Below are 22737 nucleotides of genomic sequence, written 5' to 3' on the forward strand. Positions count from 1 at the left end.
GTCGTCATAAACACTAAATAGTATAAAATAGGATTTATATCCACTCAATCAACAATTTCTGTTGGATTGTTGAAATAAAATAATAAGGAAAATCAGTAATGACCAATAAAGTAAACAATAAACGCTCACTTGAAACTCAAACGATCCTAGCTAAAAATTTTCTTGAACTTTTACAAGAAAAACCCGTATCTCAAGTGACAGTAACAGAAATCACTAAGCGTGCTAACGTTAATCGCGGCACATTTTATTCTCATTATCAAGACGTTTACGATCTACTAGAAAAGTTAAGTCAGTCCTTTATTACCGATTTAACAGCTACAATTAAACTAAACGAACGAAGTCCTAATCTTGAAGAAAATTTAGAACAGATGCTAAAGACTATTCAACGTCATAAAACCGTTGCCCGCATTTGCCTTAATAATCTCCAAGCTGATAAAAGAGTTTCTAGAGCTTTTATTTCAATCAAAGAAGTCACTTTTAAGATTTTCCGTAAAGAAAATGAAGATTTGAGTGATTTTGAATGTGAACTTAAATATACTTTCTTTACTCAGGGTAGTATTGCTCTGATTTTGAAATGGCTTGACATACCAAACCAACTTTCTGTATCAAACGTTGTCCAATTACTCATGGCCCTTTATCTCTAACTCTTTATTAACGTGATGAATTCCGTAAGTAAAGTAAATGATTAATCCTAATGCAAGCCACCCAAGCATCAAGAATTTTGCACCAATATTCAATTTCCAAAAAATAATCGCAGAAACTATTGCTGAAAGTGCAGGCAGAATAGGATATCCAGGTACTTTAAACTTAGGAGCTGGTAAGTCTTTGCCTTCTCGTTTTCGAAGCTGATACATCGCTAAGGAGACAACGATAAAGGCAATCAAGGTCCCAGCAGAAACAAGGTTTGACAGAAAATCAAATGGAAGAACTCCACCGAGAATTGCCGCAGCGATTGTGACACCCCATAGTGCTACTCGGGGAGTCCCATTCGAGTCGAGCTTTTTAAGTCTTGCCGGTAGAAAGCCATCACGACTAAAGGAATAAATTAAGCGTGATGATGCTACGAGCATTCCGATTAATCCAGAAATCATACCTAAAATAGCCACTAATGATAATAAATTAGCTACAAAAAAGTGATGAGTTTTTCGCAAAGCAAAGGCTGCTGGCTCTGCATTGCCAGAATAAATAGAATATTTAAACATTCCCGTCAAAACAAGTGATACTGCTACAAATAGCACTGTACCAAGAATCAGGGTTCCTAAAATACCACGTGGCATTGTCTTTTGTGGATTAACCGTTTCGGCTGTGCTAGACGCAATTGCATCAAATCCGACATATACAAGGAACAGCTGTGAGGTACCAGCCAATACTCCTTGCCAGCCGCCAAAGTCCGTCCCAATCCGATGTTGTGGAATAAAAGGAACATAGTTTGCTGGATGAATTGCTGTTAATCCAACAGCAATAAAAATGATAATTACTACAACCTTCAAAATAACTAAAGTATTTTCTACTCGACTAGCCTTTTTCAGTCCCATAGTAAGTAAGGCTGAAGTTCCGATAATTACTGCAATGGTAAATATATCAACACCAAAATGGCCGTGAAGATCGATTCCTGATGTAATTGATTTGGGTAAATAAATATTAAAACTAGCTAGAAATCCCTGCATATATGCTGACCATCCGGACGCAACAAAAGATACAGAAATAAAGTACTCAGCTAATAGCGCCCAGCCACATAACCAACCGGCAAGTTCACCGAATAATATACTTACCCACGAAAAAGCCGAACCAGCAAACGGCAATACCGAAGCGTTTTCGGCATAGATCAATGCTGCTAATCCAGCACCAAGTGCACCAAGCAAAAAGGAAATTGAAACCGCGGGCCCAGCATGTCTTGCCGCTACAATTCCAGGTAAGGTGAAAATGGCTGTTCCGACAACCATACCGATGCCTAATCCAAGAAGGTCCCATAAATTAAGTGAAGGAGTTAAGTGACGATCCTTCTCCAAATATATTTCGGGGCGTTGTTTATACCAAATTTGCTTCCACCATTTCATAACATTCTCCTTAAATAATTAAATTTCATTAAGATTTAATTTCATTCTAGGCTTGGTTGTATAATCCATACAAGATATTAATTGTATGGATTACAATGTAGAAGAAGACGAGTTAAGTTCTAGTTAATGGCCTTAGATACTAACTTTGCTACTGTTATGTGAACTTATAAATTAAGTATGTAACCCTGTCTTACCCTTGTATTCAGGAACGGCCGCTTGATATAATGAGAAAAATTTAATCTAAGGATGGTTGTAGTGAGTAAAAAAGGAAATATAATTTTTGGAACGGTCTTTATTATTATCGGCGTGTTAAACTGGCTAGCTAAGGATATTGGCCTCGGTTGGTCGTTCGTAATTTTCGGGCTTACTTATTTTATCGATAATCTTGATAGAAGGTATTGGTATGTACATGGCGGCTTTATAGTGTTAGTTGGGCTAGTAGTTTTATTAACTAAAAGATTTCCCTTATGGCCGCCATTAATATTGATCTTAATTGGAATTGCCCTTTTGTGCTGGGATCGCTACAGACTAACCACAGCTCGATGAAATGAGAGAAACGTTCTTGCAATTTTATTTAGTTACTTATATACTTACTTACATAAGTAACTAACCATAAAATGGTTACTATTTGGAGGAATACACACATGACTGCGAAAAGAAACAGCCAGCGGAAACCACGATTGCGGAGACTATTTGCAACCCGTCGCCGCCGATGGATTGTAATAGGCGGAGTTGTTATTATTTTGTTGCTTATTGTGATTGCAGTACGTCATAATAATGCACAAAAAGCGGCTGAGAAAACAGAGTACAATGTCTTAAAGTTAACATCACAAACAGACTTTAATCTGACTGGAAAAATTGAACCAGTTCAGACACAGACATTAACGCTACCCTCGGGAAATTTACAAAGTTTAAATGTTAAAGATGGGGATCATGTAACACAAGGTGAAGCCATTTTAACTATGCATAATAACAATACGCAAGATAGTGTAGCTGAACTTCAAGCGGACCTTAGTAAGAGTCAGCGAACAATGAATTCGCAGCAGCAGACAGTAAATAACCTTCGTCAGCAACTCAATGGAATGACCAGTGGAGATGAAGGATATGCAGATCTTCAAAGCCAATTAAATGAGGCCCAAAATGCTTATGCTGATGCGCAAGCAAGTGTAGCATCAACTCAGCAGCGTCTTAATACTGCTTCAAGTAAAGTCAATCAAACCTTAACAGCACCTTTTGCTGGTTATGTCACGGTTGACCAGTCAAAACAAAATGAGCCGGTAGTTACGCTTTATTCAGACAGCCTCCAGTTCGTTGGTCAAGTTTCAGAATATGATTACAGCAAATTACACCAAAGCATAAATATTAAAGTGACGGCATTGGCAACGAAACGGACTGCTGATACCCAGGTCAGTTATCTTGCAACAATTCCAACTAAAAATTCTGGAAATAATACTAAATATGAAGTAACTGCAAATGTGAACGCTAATAAGTTTATGGCAGGACAAACTGCTAAAGCTTCGGTTAAGCAAGACGGGGTTCAAATTCCTAAGTCTGCTGTTCGCCATGGCAAAGTTTTTGTTGTCGGAGCAAATAATCGGGTACGAGAAACCGAGGTTAGCGGTCACGCATTTAATAGTTCATATATTGTGACAGATGGTGTCGATGCAGGTGACCGAATTGTGACGAACCCTAATAGTAAGCTTAAAGATAACGCGAAGGTTGATTAATATGATCACACTAAAAAACATCAATAAGTACTATCGGCAGGGTGATCATCGGTTTCACGTTCTTCATGATATTAATATTAGTATTGAGCAGGGTGAGTTAGTGGCGATCATTGGTGAATCCGGATCAGGGAAGTCAACATTGATTAATATTATTGGTTTTCTTGATGATGATTTTGAAGGGACATACTTTTACCAAAATCACCCGATCCACGACTATACGCGAAAACAATTCTCAAGTTTGCGAAATCAAAATGTCGGCTTCGTTTTCCAAAACTTTAAACTTTTACGGGAGTCAACAGTTGCAGATAATGTCGCATTACCGTTATTGTACGCTGGTAAGCGCCGAAAAGAGATTGGTTCACGGGTTTCGGAAGTTCTTAAACAAGTTGGTTTAGTAGGTTATGAGAACCAACTTCCTAAAAATATGTCTGGTGGGCAACAGCAACGAGTATCTATTGCCCGGGCAATATCAACACACCCTAAATTTTTGATTGCGGATGAACCAACGGGAGCCCTAGATACAGAAACTAGTCAAGAAATTATGAATCTTTTTAAGCGCCTTAATCGTGAAGAAGGAACTACGATTATTATGGTGACTCATGATCCGCATGTAGCAGAACAGTGTGACCGAGTAATTAAGATTATTGATGGTCGCGTGGTTAGCGATAGTAAGGATGGTGAACGAAATGCAAATGATTGAGCTATTTAAGTCTGCTATCCAATCCTTAAAGGCAAATAAAAAGCGGAGTTTCCTCACCATTATTGGAATTATGATCGGAATTGCGGCGGTAATTGCTATTCTTGGAATCGGGGATGGAATTACTAAAACAATGTATGATAAGTTTGGTAACAATGCTAAGCAAGGTCAGCAAACAACTGAAATTGCCTACAATCCAGACAATGTTAATTCGACGATTAATGGTTTTACACAAGAGCAACTGACGGATATTAATACCCAATTCGGTGGCGAGATTAAGAAAGCTGAAATAGAACAAGAGTCTGACAATCTTTCAACTCGTGCTGATATCGGTGATACGACCAAAACTGTAACGTTAAGTTTGCTGAAAAAGCCAACGCATAGTGTAAGCTTAATTGCGGGAAAGAATTTTACTAAAAATGAGCTTGAACTCGGTGAAGCCAATGCGTTAATGAGTGAAAAGGTTGCTATGCGGCAATACGGATCAGCACAAAATGCTATTGGAACAACGGTAACAGCGAACAATGTAACTTACACGGTCACGGGAGTATATAAAACGCAGGAACAATTTACAGATGATGGAAATCAAAATTCCTATGGTGTTGACCTGCTATTACCTAAGAAGCTATATTATCAAGGCGATAGTGCAAAAGAGGGGAATACGCTTAAGCTGACATTTAGTCAGGGAGCTAATGCAAGTGCAATTTCACGAAAAGTAGCTAAATACTTAAAGAATAATAGTTCAGCTGCGACTCAAGGAAGCTATCAGTACTTAGACATGGAAAAAGCGTTGAAACAATTCTCATCGCAAATGAGTATAATCACAACATTTATTAGTTTTATTGCGGCGATTTCACTATTTATTGCCGGAATCGGTGTTATGAATATGATGTACATCTCAGTTTCAGAACGGACACAGGAAATCGGAATCCGATTGGCAGTGGGAGCAACGCCATTTAATATTATGATGCAGTTCCTAGTCGAGGCCGTAATTCTAACGTTAACTGGCGGATTGCTTGGTTTTCTCTGCGGGGCTGGATTAGCTCACTTACTAGCACCGTTATTATCAAACGCGATAGGTGGCGGCGGTATTCATATCCACGCCCACGTCTCGCTTAACGCTTTCTTATTGGCATTTGGAACATCGGCTGCTGTTGGTTTAATTTTCGGAATTTTACCAGCGCGGCAAGCAGCTAATAAGAACTTAATTGATATCCTAAGATAAGAGAGCGTGACAGAAGCATCATGCCCTTGCAAACGCAAATAGGCCTCTAGAGTTCGGCTTTACCGAGCCTTAGAGGTCTATTTGTGTATATCATAATCTTTTTTATCTTATTATTTCTTCAATGATTGAGCAGTCTCGTTAACAAGGGTCTGTTGGTCGTTAGTAGCATAGAATTCGTTGACTAATGAACTGATTTCGTATGTGTTTTTATTAGTTGTTCGATCACTATCGTTGAGCGTCCATACTGTTACAGTTTTCTTTCCTTGATTTACACGGAAAAGAAGGGTACTGTCAGCAGTTCCTTCACCAAGAATAAAACGGGAATGATTTTTGTTCATAGTCAATTGTAATCCCTGGTTACTGCCAAGCCGGTCAGCACCATATGCTTTTGCATAAACTAGTGCAGCAATCTTGTAGTAAGAGAGAGTTTCCTTGCCTTGGGAAGAAGGAACAGTGACTTTCTTATTAGCGTTTTTGGCAACTTGTTGATTTTCCTTAGCGGTTGGACGGGCACTTGTGATTGCAGGATCAGCAGTCTTTGTCTTAGTGGCAGAGCTAGATTGCATTGCTTGGCTATTTGCGGAAGCAGAACTAGCATTAGCTTGGTTTGCTGTACTGCTACTATTTGAACTTGCTTGTGAACTAGGCTGACCATCTGGGTTAAAACCGAGTGAACTCAGGGAAACAGTAGAAGTTGTGTATTGTTGCTTAGCGGCCGAAGTATTAGCACCAGAAACTGGTCGCCAAACGGTCATTGTCTTACCATCACTATTGATTTTGTAGTAAATGGTATTGTCGTAACTTCCACGACCAATTCCCATTCGTCCGTTACTGTCTTTGAAAACATTTAAGCTTGGACTTTGATAAGCAGTACCATAGTAACGGTTATAAAGTTGTAATCCTAAGTCATCGACTACTTGTCCATCTTGAAGTAATTGGTGAGTATTAGAATTAGCGTTGCTTGATTGACTATTTTGTGTTGGTGTTGCTGATGGATTATTTTTGATTGATGAGATTGCGTGGTTAATCGTGGCTTTTTGCGTCGAAGTCTGATTTTCGGACTTTTGGAGACTAGAAATTGGCACGGTCTTCTTAGTATAGCCTTGCTTATAAGTTGGCGTATTAGGATCACCCTTTATCTGCCATATTGTAACTGTACCATCATTGTTAATTTTGAAGAAAGCAGTACTATCAGCGGTCCCTTGGCCAATTCCATAACGTCCATTACTATCTTTGAAGACACTAATACTGTGGGCATCATTAACATAATTTTGTCCGTAAGCGTTGGAATAAATAAGTGAACCAATTTCATTAACGTCGTTTGTATTATTGTTACTACGTTGAGCGGCATTGGCATTAGCTTCAGCAAATGATAATCCGGCAACTACGGCTAATGCAGCGCTAAATAGTTTAACTTTTTTCATGTTAAACCCCTCCAAAAATTTAATCATCGTCATTATACGCTCATTTTTTATGATGAAAACGCTTCTTTACTATTTCTTTACTTTTTAGTAAAATATTCAGCGAAATGCGACGAATTCTGCAAAAAAAGCTACGAATATTGCAAATTGACCTATAAAAGCAAATATTTAGGTATACTACAGGGATAAAAGTAATTATTGAGGAGCATTTGAGCTATGAAAAACAGGGGTAAATTAATCATTGTTTCATTATTAGTTGTAATTATCGTAGTATGTGGAGGCTACATGCTATTACGCCCATCGTCATCTAAGGATGTAGTAGCGGATAAACCAACAAAAACTGAGACGCTAAGTACAAGCAGCTCTAAGAAACATCATAAGGAAGCAAAGAAAGACAGTTCATCTGATGAGGCAGATAGTAATAATGCGACTGCTGGGGATGATAATGGAGAATCCGCTAATTCATCAGCACCAGTAAACAACGCAGATACTACCCAGCCAGCACAAAATAGCAATAATAACGCAGGTACTACTCAATCGGTGGCTGCTAATAGTAATCAAAATCAAAATACTGCTTCAACTTTCCGTAAAAGTAATGGTGCAGCAACGGTAAAGCAAATTCACCGTCAAGCAGCATTACAAAAGAATACTCACTCAGCACGGTCACAACAACCTGTGACAGTTCAAGATGGGATGAACTTTAGCTACCGCGCCGCCCAAAAAGCAGGAGTAGTTGACAGCAATATATCCGCGGAAGAGTTCTATAAGAGTGCCAAGGAAGGCAATAACTATGTAACATATAATGGTAAAACCGTTTATTACAAAGCAAATGGTAATGGACAGTATCAGGTTACGAATGTAAAATAATCAACTATGTTTAATGAGCAGATAAGAGAAATCCTATCTGCTTTTTTTACTGAAATTAACGAATTCTGCAAAAAATGCTACGAATATTGCAAATTGATCCAAAATTTTGATTTATATATATAATTTTTACTGAATTCAGTAAAAGGGAGTTTATTTATAATGAAAATTAATAAACATTTAGGGATTTATTTGGCAGCCCCGATTGCTTTAATGGCTATCTCGGTAACAAATGCAAACGCAGATACTGTTAGCCAAGACCAGATGCCAACAACTGTTCAAGCACTACCACAACAAAATAGTAATGTGCCAAGCAATAGTGTTGCATTAGCGGATAATAATCAAGCAGAAGAAAATGCGGCAACAAGCACAGAAGTTGCAAATGAGGTACCAAATTCATCAGCTATTGCTACAAGTACTACTTCAGACGTGGATAGTAGTTCTGTAAATCAAGATGATGATTTAAGTACTACAGAAACAGCTACATTTGCAAAACCAGCTAATTATGAAAATGAGGCTGAATCTACCCAGACATTTAATCCATCAGCATCTCAATCACCAGTGTCATACGCTCAATTATTTACATCATTGTATACAACAAACTATACACAACAACAAGTTAATAATGCGACGTATATCCATAATTACTTTATAAATCAAGGGTGGACGACAAATGCGATTGCTGGAATGCTGGGTAACTTTGTGTCTGAGTCAGGACTTATTCCAGATCTTCATCAATATGGTGGTGGCCCGGGATATGGAATAGCTCAATGGCCTGCATCAGCTGTTCAAGGTTGGTGTAGAAATAATGGATATGATTATCGGACTTTACAAGGACAGTGTGCATACATTCAATATCAAATGACGCATGGTCAACAGTACTATCCATCTCGTTATTCGAGAATGACTGCAAATGAATATATGCATAGTTATGATTCAGCTTATAATCTTGGAATGATCTGGCTTAATAATTTTGAACGTCCGGCTAATCGTAATCAACCTGCACGGGGTCAGCAAGCACAATACTGGTATCAATACTTCCAAAACAATGGTGGGGCTACAGCACCAGTAGAACAACCTACACAACCTTCAACATCTGGAAATGGTACCATGCAACAACGTGGAACATTCAGAGCTGCTTATGGGTTAAATGTACGTCAAGCTCCAAATACATCATCAGCTATAATGGCTAGATATAGTGGTGGACAAAGTTTTACATACGATTCCAAAGTAGAAGCTAATGGTTATCTTTGGGTATCATATATGAGTTATAGTGGTGCACGTCGTTATGTAGCAATAAAGAATTTAAGTACAGGTCAAACTTATGGTACAGATTCAAATAATTTTGCATTTAACAATCCGGTACCAAGCACCCCAACTCCTGCTCCAACGCCAAGCACGCCAGCGGATGGAACTACTATGCAACAACGCGGAACGTTCAGAGTTGCTTATGGGTTGAACATTCGCCAAGCACCAAGCACATCATCGGCTGTGATGGCTCAATACAGTGGTGGACAGAGTTTTACATATGATTCCAAAGTAGTTGCTAACGGTTATCTTTGGGTATCATACATGAGTTATAGTGGTGCACGTCGCTATGCCGCAATAAAGAATTTGAGTACTGGACAAACATTCGGAACAGATTCAAATAATTTTTCGTTTAATGGTATGAGTACAAATGTGCCAAGTACGCCATCTCAAACTCCATCTACTCAGGGCTCAAAAGCAGAGCAAATTATTTCGTTAGCACGTCAGCAACTTGGAAAGCCATATGTATATGGTGCAACGGGTCCTAATTCATTTGATTGTTCTGGACTTGTTCAATACGTTTATCGTCAAGCTGGAGTAAACTTACCACGAACAGCAGCTCAACAGTCTAACTGTGGCTACAGTGTTAGTATGAATAATTTACAACCAGGCGACCTTTTATTCTGGGGTAATCCTGGAAGAGCATACCACGTAGGTATCTATACAGGTAACGGAAATACATTGTTTGCTCCGCAACCAGGTCAAACAGTAAAAGAACAACCAATGCGCTACTGGATGCCTAATTTTGCACGTCGTGTTTTATAATTAAAAAAGTTTGTTTTTCTAGTTTAATATAGAAAACCCTACTGCTATAATGATGTAGTGTGTAGGGCATTTCTATGTTTAAATTATTAAGTTGGAGTACTTTTATGCGTAATTTATCTATTAAACGGCTAATAATAATCATACTATGCTTGTTAGTGCTGGTAGTAGGTTGCATGACAATCCATCAGCATCGTCACTTTAACAAAAATGTTAGTATCGATAATGTGGCGGTTGGTGGTTTAACTGCTGAGCAAGCCTTGAAAAAGTTACAAGATAATCCGCGATCACCAAAAATATATGTAAATAGTGATTTAGTATATGCAGAAAAGCAACCAGTTGCGAAATTTAGTAAAGCTGATGAACAAAAAGTAAAAAATGCATTACGCAGTCAATATACATTCTTTCCATCGACTAAATCAAAGAATATTTTAGTGAAGCCTCAAGACTTTAATCAAAATGTGATTCCACAGATTGATCAAGCAGTTAGTCGCAAGGTGAATGAACTAAATAATGGTCGAAAAGCTCCAATAGATGCTTATGCAGTATATGAGAATGGTAGCGTGCAGGTCAGACCAGCAGTCGGTGGAACCCAGTATAGTGTAGATGGATTGCATGAGAAGCTTGAAAAAGAAGTTGTTAGTGGGACAGTTAGATTAAAACCAATTTATAAAGCTCCGCTTTCGGCAAGTAGTAAAACTGTTCAAAATGAGAAAGTCAAACTTGAACAGTTATCAAAACAAACTGTGACATATCAAGTGCAAGATAAAAAATATCGACTAAATTGTACTGACATAGTTACTAGAGCAACATATCAAAATGGCAAATATTATTTTGATACAGCTGCAGCTAATTCTAAGGTTGATGAAATCAATAATAAGCAGTCAACTCTTGGTAAATCCTTTGAGTTTAAGACTCATGATGGGTCGGTAATTAAGACAACAGATGCAGGCTCATATGGATGGAAGATTAGTAAAAAGCAAGCTGGTGAAACCCTTGCTAATGCATTGGTTGATAATAAACAGACGGTAAATGCAAAGAGTGACATATACGGTAAAGGTTATAACCAGCATGGAACAGGATATGATACCACGTCTAATAACGGGATTGGTGATACCTATGCTGAAGTTTCAATAGCTGATCAACATGCATGGTTTTATAAAAATGGTAAATGTGTTCTTAGTACTGACATTGTTAGTGGGACAAATAATAAAGGCAATGAAACCCCTAAGGGTGTTTGGTATATCATGTATCAACAGACACCGTCTGTTCTCCGAGGGTTAAATGATGATGGCTCAAAGTATGCCAGCAAGGTACAGTACTGGTCACCATTTACCGATAGTGGGTGTGGTTTCCACGATGCAAGCTGGCGACATGACTGGTCGAAACATGCATATATGGCTAAAGGTGGGGGATCACATGGATGCATCAACATGCATCCAGATGTTGCTGGAGAAGCATTCCATGATTTACAGAAAAACGAACCTGTAATTATCTACTAAAGGAGAATTTATTCATGCGTCCAAGTGCTGAACGCGCAATAATGATTGCGGTAATTTGTTTTGTAATAACAATTATTATTTCTTTTGCTTTATCTCAGGGGTTTGTAAAATAGGGGTATTTTAATGAACTTAGAAACGAAGAAAAATCTAATAATTATTAATCTGTTTTATATTGGATTAATTTTACTGTATTGTATTTTGCACGCTGGACCGTTGAATTTAATGGTGTTTACTGGGATGTTGATTGTTGCAAATGTTGTTGGAATTTTAATTAAATAATTGGGAGAAGTGATATTATATGCTAAAAAAATATAAAAAGATCTCAGAAGAAAAACTAGCAAAAATTAATGGTGGGGGACGTGCTCTCAACTTTTATAGAAGTTGGTTTTCAGTTTTAAAAAAACATTTTAGATAATGATTACTTTAAGTGTAGCCCAATCATTTGTTTCTGAGTTTTTACAGATATTTGAAACGTTAATAATTTACTATCTTCTGCTGTACTTATTGTCTCTTAAGAAAATAATAGTAATTGGATTAACAGCTTTTGTTATCGTATCTATTCCTCTGACGGTAGGGTCCTTATATTCATTGCTTTTAGTAATAATATTATGGTTATTTGATAGAGTGAAAGATAAAACTAATATAATTATAAACAATATTCTTGCCATGATTACTAGTATTATAATGTCGTCACTATTTGACTTAGTAGATCATTATACTTATGCTTTATTTTTGCAAGGAAAGTCAAATATATTTATTTTAGGATGGTTAATTCCATTTAATGATTTGCTAGTTACAATTATATTTGGAATAATTGTTATAAAATTAATTAGGCCAAGATTAACATGGTTTATAGTTAACTTCCCGCGCCCAGTTCGCTTATGGAAGATAACATCTATCTATTTTCTCCTATATATTTGGTTAACTGTAGTTGCTGAGAAAGATGGGATAGCTAATGAATATGCTCCATTGATGCTAATAATGTACCTCATAATCATTTTTGTTGGTGGAATAGGGTTTGTTAGTTTTATTCGTAGTAATGCGAAAGCCCAACGACAACAGCAATTAATAAACAGCTACCAAAACCAAATAGCGACTGCCCAAAAAGTTAACGCTCAATATGAAGATCTTCGTCGCGAACGGCATGATATGAAGAATATGCTTCTTAGTGTTCAAGGTTATATTCGTGATCATAATGATGAAAAAGCAAATCAGTTGTTATCGACATTCTTACAAACTAATATTGATAGTAAGAACTACGAGGAAATTGACAATTCATTGAGTAGGTTAAACATTTCAGGTTTGCGCAATCTGATTAAAGAAAAAGCCTATAGAATAGTTGAACAAGAAATTCCGCTTGCAATTGAAGTTAATGCGAAAATAGACAGTTTACCTGGTTCTGAAGTAAAGACGGCACGAATTATTGGTATTTTGTTAGATAATGCGATTGAGGCTACTTCAAACCAAAAGAAGCCATATATCCAAGTTGCTTTACTAAGACATGATGAAGAAAATTATGAATTAGTGGTTGCTAATTCTTTAGAAAAGACACTTGACCTTAATAAGGCCATGAAATTTGAACATTCAGAAAAGGAGAATCATCAAGGGATCGGTTTATCAAATATTACGCAACTTGTGGATAATGATGATCGTTATTCATTTTCTGCAGAAGTTAAGGAGAAGGTAATTATTATGACTTGTTTTATTCAAGGAAAGTGAGAATAAAATGTTAAAAGTAATTATTTTAGAGAATAATGATTATCAATCTGATTATGTTGAGAAGTTGGTAACCCAGCGACGGATGATTAATGAAACACCACATAGCTACGATATGAAAGTGTGGTTGCAAACTGCTGATCCGCAAGAAGTAATTAGAAAAGTAGATAATGAAGATTATCTTGCAATCTTGGATATTGAATTAGATGGTGATATTAGTGGGATAGATGTTGCGGAACACATCCGTAAAAAAGCAGCATTTGCTGAAATAGTCTTCGTAACAGCTTATAAAAAATATTTACTGCACACTGTTTCAAGACGAATTGAGCCACTTGATTATATTTCAAAGGGAAAGGATATTGCCTCGATTACTGACCGTTTACGGAAAGATATCGATGAAGCATATTTGCGGTACCAGAGCTATATAAATGGTGGTCAGAAAAAGCAAGATAAATTTACTTATGAACCGATACGTGGTGTTAAAAGGCAGGTTAATTTTGACGATCTATACTATATTGAATCAGTCAAAAATGAAAACCGTCGTTTACGAATTGTGGGTAAAAATATTCGTATTGAATATCATGGTGAATTAAGAAAAATAGCTGACGATCGTTTATTAAGGGTAAATCAAAGTACGTTAATAAATCCCTTAGCAGTTCAGGAATTTAGCAAGAAAGAACGGCTTGTTTATTTTGGTAGCGATCGGGAATTAACAGTTACTGTGAGTTACCGTAAAGTAAAAATGCTAAGTAATTTTCTTGAAAACGCGTAAATAATAGAGGTCTAAGGATCGGTAAAACCGAAACTTGGACCTCTATCTATCTTTTATAGAATTTATTGACAACGCTTACGAATTCTGCAGAAAAGCATACGAATAATGCAAAATGAATTAAAACTATATTTTATAGTTATAATATTGTTATGGAGATAATTACCGTGGGAGGCAATTAAAATGAAAGTCAATAAACAGTTTTACAAGAGCTTTAACTTCTACTTTTACTCACTTTTTATTATATTGTGGTTTAAACCAGTATTAGAAGCAGAAAATCTTTTTGAATTAACCGTTTGTTCGGTATTTCTTATTGGGTCAATTATTGCTGTTTTATGGACTGTGTTTAAGCAACCAGGAAAAGAGTTAGAGCTTAATCGAGTATTCTACAAAAATATTGATTTCTACATTTATATAATTGTCACTTTCTTTTGGATTATTGCAATTCCTAAAGCAAGCAATATTTATGAAGAGATTATTTGTATTTTATGTACTGCAATCGGGATCTTCGCCGCTTTACGAATTCTGTTCAAAAAATAAATAGCATTTTTTAGAATACGAAGCCCAGAATTCTTATGATTTTGGACTTTGTTTCTTTATTCACTTAGAAAGGAAAGCAAAAAATGAATTATCCTCATTATGTAGCTCAAGTTGATGAGGCGGATTGTGGGGTTGCTTCATTGGCAATGATCCTACGTAATTTTGGTTCGATTTACCCAATTGCCAAGTTGCGTGATTTAGCACGAACGACTAAACAAGGAACAACTGCGCTCGGGTTAGTCAAAGCTGCTAATCACCTTGGTTTAGATGTAACACCAATTGAAGCTGACTTATCATTATTTGATGATCCAACAATCAAGTATCCGTTAATTGCCCATGTTGTAAAAGAAGACTTACTGCATTTTTGTGTTGTCTTCAAAGCTGATAGTGAATATATCTATATAGCTGACCCTGATCCGGCCACAAAAGTTAAAAAGATGACGCGAGCAGAATTTGGTCAGCTATGGTCTGGCATATGTTTGTTATTTGCACCGGCTGAAAAATATGTTCCGAAAAAAGAACCGTTGGCGGGACTTATGAGTATGTTCGGTCGATTAGTTAATTATAAAAAGGAAATTATAAGGATAGTTGTTTCTGCAGCAATAATTACTATTATTAGTATTCTTGGTTCATATTATCTACAGGTAATTATTGACCATTTTATACCGTCGCGAAATATTAGCGGGTTAAGTATTCTTGCTGGTAGTTTAGTGGTTGTATACCTGTTTAACTCGGTTTTTAATTATATTAGAGATTTTTTGTTAACTCGATTAGATCAAAAGTTAGCGTCACAAGTTAGCTTGCGCTATATTCAACATGTTTATAAGCTTCCAATGCGTTTTTTCTCAACACGAAAAACAGGAGAAATCACATCACGATTTGAAGATATTAATAAGATAATTGACGCCTTATCAAGTACGGTTATTTCAATGTTATTGGACGTTGGAATAATGATGGTAACTGGTTTAGTACTCTATATCTATAATAAGACGCTATTTTTAACGACAGTTGTTACTGTTCCGATTTATGCCCTTGTTATCTATGCTTTTAATAAACGTTTTGCTAAGCTAGATCAAGAGCAGATGGAGAGTAATGCTCAACTTACTTCTTCCATTATTGAAGACTTAAAGGGAATTGAAACTTTAAAAGTACTTCAACTGGAACAAAGCCGTTATGAAAATATTGAAGATAAATTTGCTAGATTCCTGCAAAAGAATTTGTCTTACGTAAAAACCAGATCATTTCAGGATTCAATAAAAATGTGGATTCAGTATGGACTAGTAACAATTATCCTGTTTCAAGGAGCTGTATTAGTAATTCAAGGTAACCTAAGTATTGGAATGTTAATGGCGTTTAATGCTTTATTAACTTTTTTCATTAGTCCATTACAAAATATTATTAATTTACAAACTAAGCTTCAAGAAGCCAAAGTAGCTAATAATCGACTGAATGAAGTGATGCAGGTTGAACCTGAAGAATTATTTGCAGATTCAGATACTCATTTAGAATTAGCAGGTGAGATTGACTTAGAACATGTAGGCTACTCTTACGAATATAGTAAGCAAATTTTACAAGATATTAATTTGAAAATTACTGATAATGGAAAACTTGCCTTAGTAGGGCTTAGCGGGTCTGGAAAATCAACGTTAGCGAAGTTGCTTGTTGGATTTTATGCACCAACGCATGGAGAAATAGATTTTAACGGGCAAAATATAGCTGAAGTTAGTCTTAGCGATGTTAGAAATTACATTCACTATTTACCGCAATCCCCACAATTATTTTCAGGAACGATTAAGGATAATTTATTAATGGGTACGAACCGCGCTGTCTCTGATAGTGAGATAGACAACGCTTGTAAAGCAGCCTTAATTTATAACGATATTCAAGAGATGCCATTAGGATACCAAACAAAGTTAGATGAAGAAGCGACTGCCTTGTCGGGTGGACAAAAACAAAGGTTAACAATTGCTCGTGCACTACTTTCTTCTGCTCACGTTTTGATTTTTGATGAATCAACTAGTAGTTTGGATCCGCTCACTGAAAAACGAATTATTGATAATCTGCTTAGAATTGAAGATCGGACGATGATTTTCATTGCTCACTGACTTTCAATTGCAAAGAGAGTGAATAAAATTGTTGTAATGAGGGACGGCAAAATCGTTGAAGAAGGCAGCCATCAAGAACTACTAAGAAAGCACCAAGATTATTATGACTTATGGAATGCATAAAAGCTCCGTTGACCACTGAAGTGGCGCGGAGCTTTTATTAATCAACTTTTACAAAACCGTCTTGAATAATTTTTGTACCATAAATTAAAGTATTCTCAACAGGACACTTAGCAGCAACATCGGCAAGGAATTTCTTGATATCTTCATCGGATTCGCTGCTTCTTAGGTGTGGTTGGTAATGGATTTCAGTGAACTTGCGGACATTCTTGCCGTCAGTAACATCTTCACGGTCAAGGTTACCTTCAATTGTTACCCAAAAGGCTTGTAAGTCAAAGTTACGTTTATTGGCTAATGCATGGGCGGTAATCGCTTGGCAGGCCCCAAATGAAGTTAAGAGAATTTCTACTGGATTCATCCCTGTATTAGTGCTTCCCGGTTCATCAAAAGTAATCTCAAAACCGCGTGTCCCAGCTGATACCTGCATCCCCGTTGTTGTTTTAGTAGCAGTTACTTTATACTTTGTCATCGATGGTCCCTCCTCGTATTGTTACTCATAGTTTACTTTTTCACCTATTATAGTTCAAATTAATTGCTTAGTACGAACACCCGCCAAATACACTGAAACTGCGCAATGATTATACGATATTTCAGAGATGACGGGTGTTATTTTTTTATAATTTAATTTCGTGTGGGGACTGTTTTCCGTTGAGAATAGCAAGAGTATCATCAAGTGAAAAGTCAACCATGTTTTGCACAGCGAGGTTAGTAAAGAAGGCGATGTGCGGAGTAAGGATTACATTGTCCATGGCATGTAATTCTTTAACGAGCGGCTGATCATCGAGTCCTTTTTCACGGCGGTCGGCAGCAGCAACTGTTTCTTCACCTTCAAAAGTATCAAGGGCAGCAGCGGCAATTGTTCCATTCTTTAATGCATCAACAAGGTCTGCGGTATTAACAACCGGGCCACGACTGGCATTCACTAGTCCAGCAGTTGGTTTCATTAGAGCAAAATCTTTAGTAGTAAGCAGTCCTTTTGAAGTCGGGTTTAAGTCAACGTGTAGACTTACGACATCGGCACGTTTTAGCAGTTCATCTTTAGGAACGAATTGTACAATCCCATCTAAATCAGTTCGTGGGTTTGTGTCATACCCAAGCACGGTTACGCCGAGTGCTTTTAATAATTTGGCAAGGGTTCCGCCAATTCGTCCGACACCAATAATGCCGATTGTAGCGGTATGAATTTCAACCGATTGTTCATCGCTAAACCAACGATAATCATTCTGTGCGACTTGATGGTCAAACCGGTAAGATTTCCGTAGTAACCGAAAGATCTGCATCAACGCAAATTCAGCGACACTCCGCGGTGAGTAGGCTGGAACATTAGTCACTGTTAAACCATTGGCATTAGCTTCTTTAATATTGATCATGTCAAAGCCGGCAGTCCGTGTGGCGATTTGTTTGAGACCATTTGCATGGAGCTTAGCGTAGATATCTTCGGGGAGTCTGCTACGTTGTTGGATTACTAATCCATCGACATCGGTAGTGAGGTCAACAGCCTCATCGATCAATTTCGGTGTTGTAATGATTTCAATATTATTTTTCTGTGCATAATCCTTAATGGCAGCTTGCTCATCATCTCGCACACTTGTCATTAAAATTTTAGTCATTTTAGTCCTCCTTATTAATGAACTCAGCGATATTAGTCATTGCCTGCTTTAATGTGTCCATGCTAGTAGAGTAACTAATACGAACATAACCTTGTCCGCCAGCACCAAAGAAAGAACCAGGAATTACAGCAACTTTTCCCTGATTAGCGAGGTCGGTAGCAAACTTTAGATCATTATTGCCAAATTGAGCAGGAATCTTAGCAAAAATGTAGAAGGCTCCGTTTGGCGTAGTAATATCAAAACCGAGCTGCTTTAACGCATCAACGACAAAATCCCGACGCTGCTTGTATGCTTCTTTCATTTTAAGGGTGGCTTCTTTCCCTGCATCAGTACCAAAAGCGGCAACAGCGGCGGCCATGGCAGGATCGGATGCGGCTGTAACCATCATAGCGTGGATTGCACTAACCGGCTTCATTAATTCTTTTGGCCCCGCGATGAAGCCGATTCGGTAGCCTGTCATGGCATGTGACTTTGAAGCGCCATTTAAGACAAGGGTTTGACCGGGAATAAAGCTGGCGATTGAAGTGTGTGGCCCGTCGTATACCAGTTCAGAGTAAATTTCATCAGCAATAACTACTAAATTAGTTGCTTTAATTGCTTCTGCCAGAGCCTGTACTTGCGCCTTGGTATAAGTTACACCAGTTGGGTTTGAAGGATAGTTTAGGATCAGCCCCTTAGCATTTGGGTGTTTATCAAGAACATTTTGGAGCTTGGCAGGTGTAAGAATAAAGTTATCATCACTAGTATCAATTTCGACAGGGGTCCCGCCTAAAATCTTAGTAACTACCATGTAGAGCGGAAATGTTGGTGTCGCAACCAGAATTTCATCTCCTGGATTAATGATTGCGGAAAGAGAAGCGTAGATACCTTCCGTTGCACCAACAGTAACAGCAATTTCATTTTCAGGATCATAATTAAGCTGATAACGATCCTGCATAAAATGAGCAATCGCTTGTCGAAGATCTAAAGTCCCATTGCCAGGAGCGTAATGCGAATCATTATCATTAATGCTATTAATGGCGGCCTGCTTCATTGCGTCTGGAACATTAAAGTCGGGTTCGCCAAGGGTTAATTTAATGATTCCGGGAATTGAACTGGCTTGATAGTCAAATTCACGGATTCCGCCGGGAGTAAGTTTAGCAAAATTATTGTTAAGACGATTAAGAATTCCTTTTTTAGTAGCTGGCATTGCCAATTCCTCCTATATATAATATGTAAGTTTATAAAATAAAGGAGCCTTGAATGCTATAAAATATAACATCCAAGGCTCCTTGATCAGATTGGAATGAGTATAAAAGAGGCTCTCAGATGTTTGGGGCTCATCCGAGAACGCCACAATGACAAAATCACTGCTGGTTAGCGGATGGTAATTTCGCTAAACCAGAAGGCATACGCTTGATGTAAGTGAAGTGTCGCAGTGATCATCATTATGTCCTCCTTTGATTAACTGATTACTAATAATTCTAATCATTTTTTAATATTTGTCAATAATAAATTGAGAAATTTTATTGATTATAAAAGCGTCTATTGACTACAGATGTAGATATAATAAGAATACCAAAAATTAAGGGTTATTAATTCAGTCTTAATCAAATGTTATATTTATATTATACAAATTTTTTTATTATTTTTAGCTATTTTTATTGTTTTACTCCACAAATGTGATATAATATTAATCGTAAAGGAAGTGGGTAGCAATGCGGATCGACATCAAACATTATTTGGAAGTTAACCACTTGACGATTTATCAAGTTTCCAAACGTTCCGGTTACGGATACACGACTTTACACAAATCGTTTAACAAACCACAGTCTAGTTCGACCTCGCTAAACCTACGTGATCTCGATGCCTTGGCGCAAGCTCAGGATAAGAGTATGTGGGAGGTCCTTAAAGAACTAGAAGAGCATTATCTCGAATGAGATTGTGGCGTTGCTGTAGCCACAGGAGATCAGATGCGTTAACTTCTGTCTCTCGGAATATTTAGACTACGAAACTTAGAAAATAAAATAATTATATTTAATTGAGGAGGGATTGCATATGGCTCAAAACCCAATGAATCCATTTGACAACGACATGAATGACATCTTCAACCAATTAATGGGTGGCATGAATGGTTTCAATTCTGATAATCGGCGTTACCTAATTAATGGTCGTGAAGTAACACCAGAAGAATTTGCTGAATATCGTAGAACTGGTCAATTGCCTGGCGGTGCAAATCCTCAACAAGGTCAACCAGGCCCTCAACCTAATGAAGGTAAGGATAGTATCTTACACAAATTAGGTCGTAATTTAACAGAAGAAGCTCGGCAACATGAACTTGATCCAGTTATCGGGCGGAACAAAGAAATTCAAGAAACTGCTGAAATTTTAAGCCGTCGTACTAAGAACAACCCTGTATTAGTCGGGAATGCTGGTGTTGGTAAGACAGCTGTTGTTGAAGGATTAGCACAAGCAATTGTTTCTGGTGATGTACCAGCTGCTATTAAGGATAAGGAAATTATTAGTATTGATATTTCTGGCCTTGAAGCAGGTACTCAATACCGTGGTAGTTTTGAAGAAAACATGCAAAAATTAGTTGATGAAGTCAAGAAGGCAGGGAACATTATCCTCTTCTTCGATGAAATTCACCAAATTATTGGTGCTGGTTCAACTGGTGATGCTAGCGGTTCTAAGGGTATGTCTGACATTATTAAGCCGGCATTATCTCGTGGTGAACTAACAGTTATCGGTGCTACTACGCAAGACGAATACCGTAATACAATTATGAAGGATGCAGCATTGGCACGGCGGTTCAATTCTGTTACTGTTAATGCTCCAAGCAAGGCTGATACGGTTGCTATCCTTAAAGGCATTCGTGACTTATACGAACGTCACCACAATGTAAAATTACCAGATGACGTTCTTCAAGCAGCTGTTGATTACTCTGTTCAATACATGCCACAACGCGCATTACCTGACAAGGCAATCGATTTAATCGATATGACTGCTGCTCACCTTGCAGCAAAGCACCCTGCACGGGACGCTAAGGCAATTGAAAAGGACATTGAAGCAGAAGAAAAGAAGCAAAAGGCTGCTGCTAAGAAAGAAGACTACAAGACAGCTCAAGAAGCTAAGGAAAAGATTGCTGATTTGAAGAAGCAATTGAGTGAAAACTCCGAATCTGACAAGGTTACTGCCACTCCAGAAGACGTTGCTAAGGCAGTTGAACAAATGACTGGTATTCCAGTTTCTAAGATTGGTGCTAGTGACGTTGAACGTTTGAAGGACATGGACAAGCGGCTTGAAGGTAAGGTTATCGGTCAAGATAAAGCCGTTGAAGCAGTTGCTCGTGCCATTCGTCGTAATCGTGCCGGATTTGACGAAGGCGACTCACCAATTGGCAGCTTCCTCTTTGTTGGACCTACTGGTGTTGGTAAGACTGAACTTGCTAAACAATTAGCACTTGATATGTTTGGTAGCAAGGACGACATTATTCGGTTGGATATGTCTGAATACTCTGACCGGACAGCTGTATCTAAGATGATCGGTGCTACTGCCGGGTACGTTGGTTATGAAGACAACGGTAATACCTTAACTGAAAAAGTTCGTCGTCACCCTTACTCAATCATCCTCTTAGATGAAATTGAAAAGGCAAACCCACAAGTTATTACGCTCTTGCTTCAAGTCCTTGATGACGGTCGTTTGACTGATGGTCAAGGTAACACAATTGATTTCAAGAACACTGTTATCATTGCAACATCAAACGCTGGATACTCTAACGATGCTCCAGTTAAGATGGGAAATAATGAGGATGAAGAAGACTTAATCAAGAAGTTGACTAATTACTTCCGTCCAGAATTCTTGAACCGGTTCAACGCAATTGTTGAATTCCACAGCTTAACTAAGGAAGACTTGAAGAAGATTGTTGACTTGATGCTTGCAGAAGTTAACCGGACATTGGCTAAGAAGGGCATGGATGTTAAGGTTACTGACACTGCAAAGCAATACCTTATTGATGAAGGTTACGATGAAGCCATGGGTGCTCGTCCGCTTCGTCGGGTTATTGAACGCGAAATTCGTGATAAGGTAACTGATTACTACCTTGATCACCTTGACGTAAAGCACCTTGTAGCCGAAATGAAGGATGGCAAGTTAGTTATCGTTGATGCTAAGGATGCAGAAAAGGACGATAGTAAAGAATACACTTCTCCATCTGAAGAAAAAGCTGAAAAGAAGGAAGAAGACAAGAAGTCTGACGAAGATAAGAAAGATGAAAAGTAATTTTCCTTCTTAATAAGAACTAGAAAAGCACGAATTAACTCAAAGGGGTTAGTT

19 protein-coding genes and 1 pseudogene are annotated in these 22737 nt (G+C 37.7%); 15 read left to right on the forward strand and 5 right to left on the reverse strand.

Going from position 1 to position 22737, the window contains the following annotated elements; translation table 11 throughout:
• Positions 1-98 precede the first annotated feature (98 nt).
• Positions 99-644: a TetR/AcrR family transcriptional regulator gene (locus H5S41_RS09780; protein WP_182603163.1), complete on the forward strand. Its 546-nt coding sequence runs from the start codon at positions 99-101 to the stop codon at positions 642-644.
• Here the strand turns inward: H5S41_RS09780 and H5S41_RS09785 are convergent.
• Positions 621-2057 (reverse strand): APC family permease, encoded by a 1437-nt coding sequence (locus tag H5S41_RS09785; protein ID WP_182603164.1) that lies wholly within the window; start codon positions 2055-2057, stop codon positions 621-623. The two genes, H5S41_RS09780 and H5S41_RS09785, sit on opposite strands and share 24 nt — an antisense overlap.
• Before the next feature lie 644 nt (positions 2058-2701).
• Here H5S41_RS09785 and H5S41_RS09790 point away from each other — a divergent pair.
• The 3 genes from H5S41_RS09790 to H5S41_RS09800 are packed head-to-tail and all read left to right on the forward strand — an operon-like array spanning position 2702 to position 5706.
• Positions 2702-3784 (forward strand): efflux RND transporter periplasmic adaptor subunit, encoded by a 1083-nt coding sequence (locus tag H5S41_RS09790; RefSeq protein WP_182603165.1) that lies wholly within the window; start codon positions 2702-2704, stop codon positions 3782-3784.
• 1 nt (position 3785) lies between these two features.
• Positions 3786-4484, forward strand: coding sequence for an ABC transporter ATP-binding protein (locus H5S41_RS09795; protein ID WP_182603166.1), 699 nt, complete (start codon positions 3786-3788; stop codon positions 4482-4484).
• Positions 4471-5706 carry an ABC transporter permease gene (locus tag H5S41_RS09800; RefSeq protein WP_182603167.1) on the forward strand — a complete coding sequence of 412 codons (1236 nt, stop codon included), beginning with the start codon at positions 4471-4473 and terminating at the stop codon, positions 5704-5706. Before H5S41_RS09795 ends, H5S41_RS09800 begins: the two co-directional genes overlap by 14 nt.
• A 110-nt stretch (positions 5707-5816) precedes the next feature.
• On the opposite strand, the gene H5S41_RS09805 is transcribed toward H5S41_RS09800, so the two are convergent.
• Positions 5817-7130, reverse strand: coding sequence for an Lreu_0056 family protein (locus H5S41_RS09805; RefSeq protein WP_182603168.1), 1314 nt, complete (start codon positions 7128-7130; stop codon positions 5817-5819).
• A 213-nt stretch (positions 7131-7343) separates the two neighbouring features.
• Here H5S41_RS09805 and H5S41_RS09810 point away from each other — a divergent pair, with 213 nt between their 5' ends.
• The 9 genes and pseudogenes from H5S41_RS09810 (at position 7344) to H5S41_RS09850 (ending at position 16816) form a co-directional block, all read left to right on the forward strand.
• Positions 7344-7994: a RodZ family helix-turn-helix domain-containing protein gene (locus H5S41_RS09810; RefSeq protein WP_182603169.1), complete on the forward strand. Its 651-nt coding sequence runs from the start codon at positions 7344-7346 to the stop codon at positions 7992-7994.
• A 159-nt stretch (positions 7995-8153) separates the two neighbouring features.
• Positions 8154-10064, forward strand: coding sequence for a phage tail tip lysozyme (locus tag H5S41_RS09815; protein ID WP_182603170.1), 1911 nt, complete (start codon positions 8154-8156; stop codon positions 10062-10064).
• Positions 10065-10168: 104 nt separating this feature from the next.
• A complete protein-coding gene (locus H5S41_RS09820) occupies positions 10169-11563 on the forward strand; it encodes a L,D-transpeptidase family protein (RefSeq protein ID WP_182603171.1) in 1395 nt (464 codons plus the stop codon).
• Between the two features lie 123 nt (positions 11564-11686).
• A complete protein-coding gene (locus H5S41_RS09825; protein ID WP_182598401.1) occupies positions 11687-11842 on the forward strand; it encodes a hypothetical protein in 156 nt (51 codons plus the stop codon).
• Positions 11843-11861: 19 nt separating this feature from the next.
• Entirely contained in the window at positions 11862-11978 is a 117-nt protein-coding gene (locus H5S41_RS12165) for a bacteriocin (protein ID WP_182598400.1), read from the forward strand.
• Between the two features lie 209 nt (positions 11979-12187).
• A complete protein-coding gene (locus H5S41_RS09835) occupies positions 12188-13282 on the forward strand; it encodes a GHKL domain-containing protein (protein WP_231833081.1) in 1095 nt (364 codons plus the stop codon).
• Between the two features lie 7 nt (positions 13283-13289).
• Positions 13290-14051 (forward strand): LytR/AlgR family response regulator transcription factor, encoded by a 762-nt coding sequence (locus H5S41_RS09840; protein WP_182603173.1) that lies wholly within the window; start codon positions 13290-13292, stop codon positions 14049-14051.
• 180 nt (positions 14052-14231) lie between these two features.
• Positions 14232-14588, forward strand: a complete 357-nt coding sequence (locus H5S41_RS09845) for a hypothetical protein (protein WP_182603174.1) — start codon at positions 14232-14234, stop codon at positions 14586-14588.
• Between the two features lie 83 nt (positions 14589-14671).
• A pseudogene (locus tag H5S41_RS09850) lies at positions 14672-16816 on the forward strand (peptide cleavage/export ABC transporter).
• A 37-nt stretch (positions 16817-16853) separates the two neighbouring features.
• Here H5S41_RS09850 and H5S41_RS09855 read toward each other — a convergent pair.
• The 3 genes from H5S41_RS09855 to H5S41_RS09865 form a co-directional block, all read right to left on the reverse strand.
• Positions 16854-17282 carry an OsmC family protein gene (locus tag H5S41_RS09855; protein WP_153709454.1) on the reverse strand — a complete coding sequence of 143 codons (429 nt, stop codon included), beginning with the start codon at positions 17280-17282 and terminating at the stop codon, positions 16854-16856.
• 145 nt (positions 17283-17427) lie between these two features.
• Positions 17428-18423, reverse strand: a complete 996-nt coding sequence (locus H5S41_RS09860) for an NAD(P)-dependent oxidoreductase (RefSeq protein WP_182603175.1) — start codon at positions 18421-18423, stop codon at positions 17428-17430.
• 1 nt (position 18424) lies between these two features.
• Positions 18425-19612 carry an aminotransferase class I/II-fold pyridoxal phosphate-dependent enzyme gene (locus H5S41_RS09865; RefSeq protein WP_182603176.1) on the reverse strand — a complete coding sequence of 396 codons (1188 nt, stop codon included), beginning with the start codon at positions 19610-19612 and terminating at the stop codon, positions 18425-18427.
• Between the two features lie 508 nt (positions 19613-20120).
• On the opposite strand from H5S41_RS09865, the gene H5S41_RS09870 reads away from it, so the two are divergent.
• A complete protein-coding gene (locus tag H5S41_RS09870; RefSeq protein ID WP_153709457.1) occupies positions 20121-20342 on the forward strand; it encodes a transcriptional regulator in 222 nt (73 codons plus the stop codon).
• Between the two features lie 118 nt (positions 20343-20460).
• Positions 20461-22683: an ATP-dependent Clp protease ATP-binding subunit gene (locus H5S41_RS09875; protein ID WP_182603177.1), complete on the forward strand. Its 2223-nt coding sequence runs from the start codon at positions 20461-20463 to the stop codon at positions 22681-22683.
• Positions 22684-22737 lie beyond the last annotated feature (54 nt).

This window comes from Limosilactobacillus albertensis (genome assembly GCF_014145555.1).
GTDB classification, from domain to species: Bacteria; Bacillota; Bacilli; order Lactobacillales; family Lactobacillaceae; genus Limosilactobacillus; species Limosilactobacillus albertensis.

Bases quoted from the DNA above. Each gene is read 5' to 3' on its own strand.
- H5S41_RS09815 (WP_182603170.1), top strand. From the start codon at position 8,154: ATGAAAATTAATAAACATTTAGGGATTTATTTGGCAGCCCCGATTGCT.
- H5S41_RS09790 (WP_182603165.1), top strand. From the start codon at position 2,702: ATGACTGCGAAAAGAAACAGCCAGCGGAAACCACGATTGCGGAGACTA.
- H5S41_RS09860 (WP_182603175.1), bottom strand. From the start codon at position 18,423: ATGACTAAAATTTTAATGACAAGTGTGCGAGATGATGAGCAAGCTGCC.
- H5S41_RS09795 (WP_182603166.1), top strand. From the start codon at position 3,786: ATGATCACACTAAAAAACATCAATAAGTACTATCGGCAGGGTGATCAT.
- H5S41_RS09820 (WP_182603171.1), top strand. From the start codon at position 10,169: ATGCGTAATTTATCTATTAAACGGCTAATAATAATCATACTATGCTTG.
- H5S41_RS09810 (WP_182603169.1), top strand. From the start codon at position 7,344: ATGAAAAACAGGGGTAAATTAATCATTGTTTCATTATTAGTTGTAATT.
- H5S41_RS09855 (WP_153709454.1), bottom strand. From the start codon at position 17,282: ATGACAAAGTATAAAGTAACTGCTACTAAAACAACAACGGGGATGCAG.
- H5S41_RS09800 (WP_182603167.1), top strand. From the start codon at position 4,471: ATGCAAATGATTGAGCTATTTAAGTCTGCTATCCAATCCTTAAAGGCA.
- H5S41_RS09780 (WP_182603163.1), top strand. From the start codon at position 99: ATGACCAATAAAGTAAACAATAAACGCTCACTTGAAACTCAAACGATC.
- H5S41_RS09870 (WP_153709457.1), top strand. From the start codon at position 20,121: ATGCGGATCGACATCAAACATTATTTGGAAGTTAACCACTTGACGATT.
- H5S41_RS09845 (WP_182603174.1), top strand. From the start codon at position 14,232: ATGAAAGTCAATAAACAGTTTTACAAGAGCTTTAACTTCTACTTTTAC.
- H5S41_RS09875 (WP_182603177.1), top strand. From the start codon at position 20,461: ATGGCTCAAAACCCAATGAATCCATTTGACAACGACATGAATGACATC.
- H5S41_RS12165 (WP_182598400.1), top strand. From the start codon at position 11,862: ATGCTAAAAAAATATAAAAAGATCTCAGAAGAAAAACTAGCAAAAATT.
- H5S41_RS09785 (WP_182603164.1), bottom strand. From the start codon at position 2,057: ATGAAATGGTGGAAGCAAATTTGGTATAAACAACGCCCCGAAATATAT.
- H5S41_RS09825 (WP_182598401.1), top strand. From the start codon at position 11,687: ATGAACTTAGAAACGAAGAAAAATCTAATAATTATTAATCTGTTTTAT.
- H5S41_RS09840 (WP_182603173.1), top strand. From the start codon at position 13,290: ATGTTAAAAGTAATTATTTTAGAGAATAATGATTATCAATCTGATTAT.
- H5S41_RS09865 (WP_182603176.1), bottom strand. From the start codon at position 19,612: ATGCCAGCTACTAAAAAAGGAATTCTTAATCGTCTTAACAATAATTTT.
- H5S41_RS09805 (WP_182603168.1), bottom strand. From the start codon at position 7,130: ATGAAAAAAGTTAAACTATTTAGCGCTGCATTAGCCGTAGTTGCCGGA.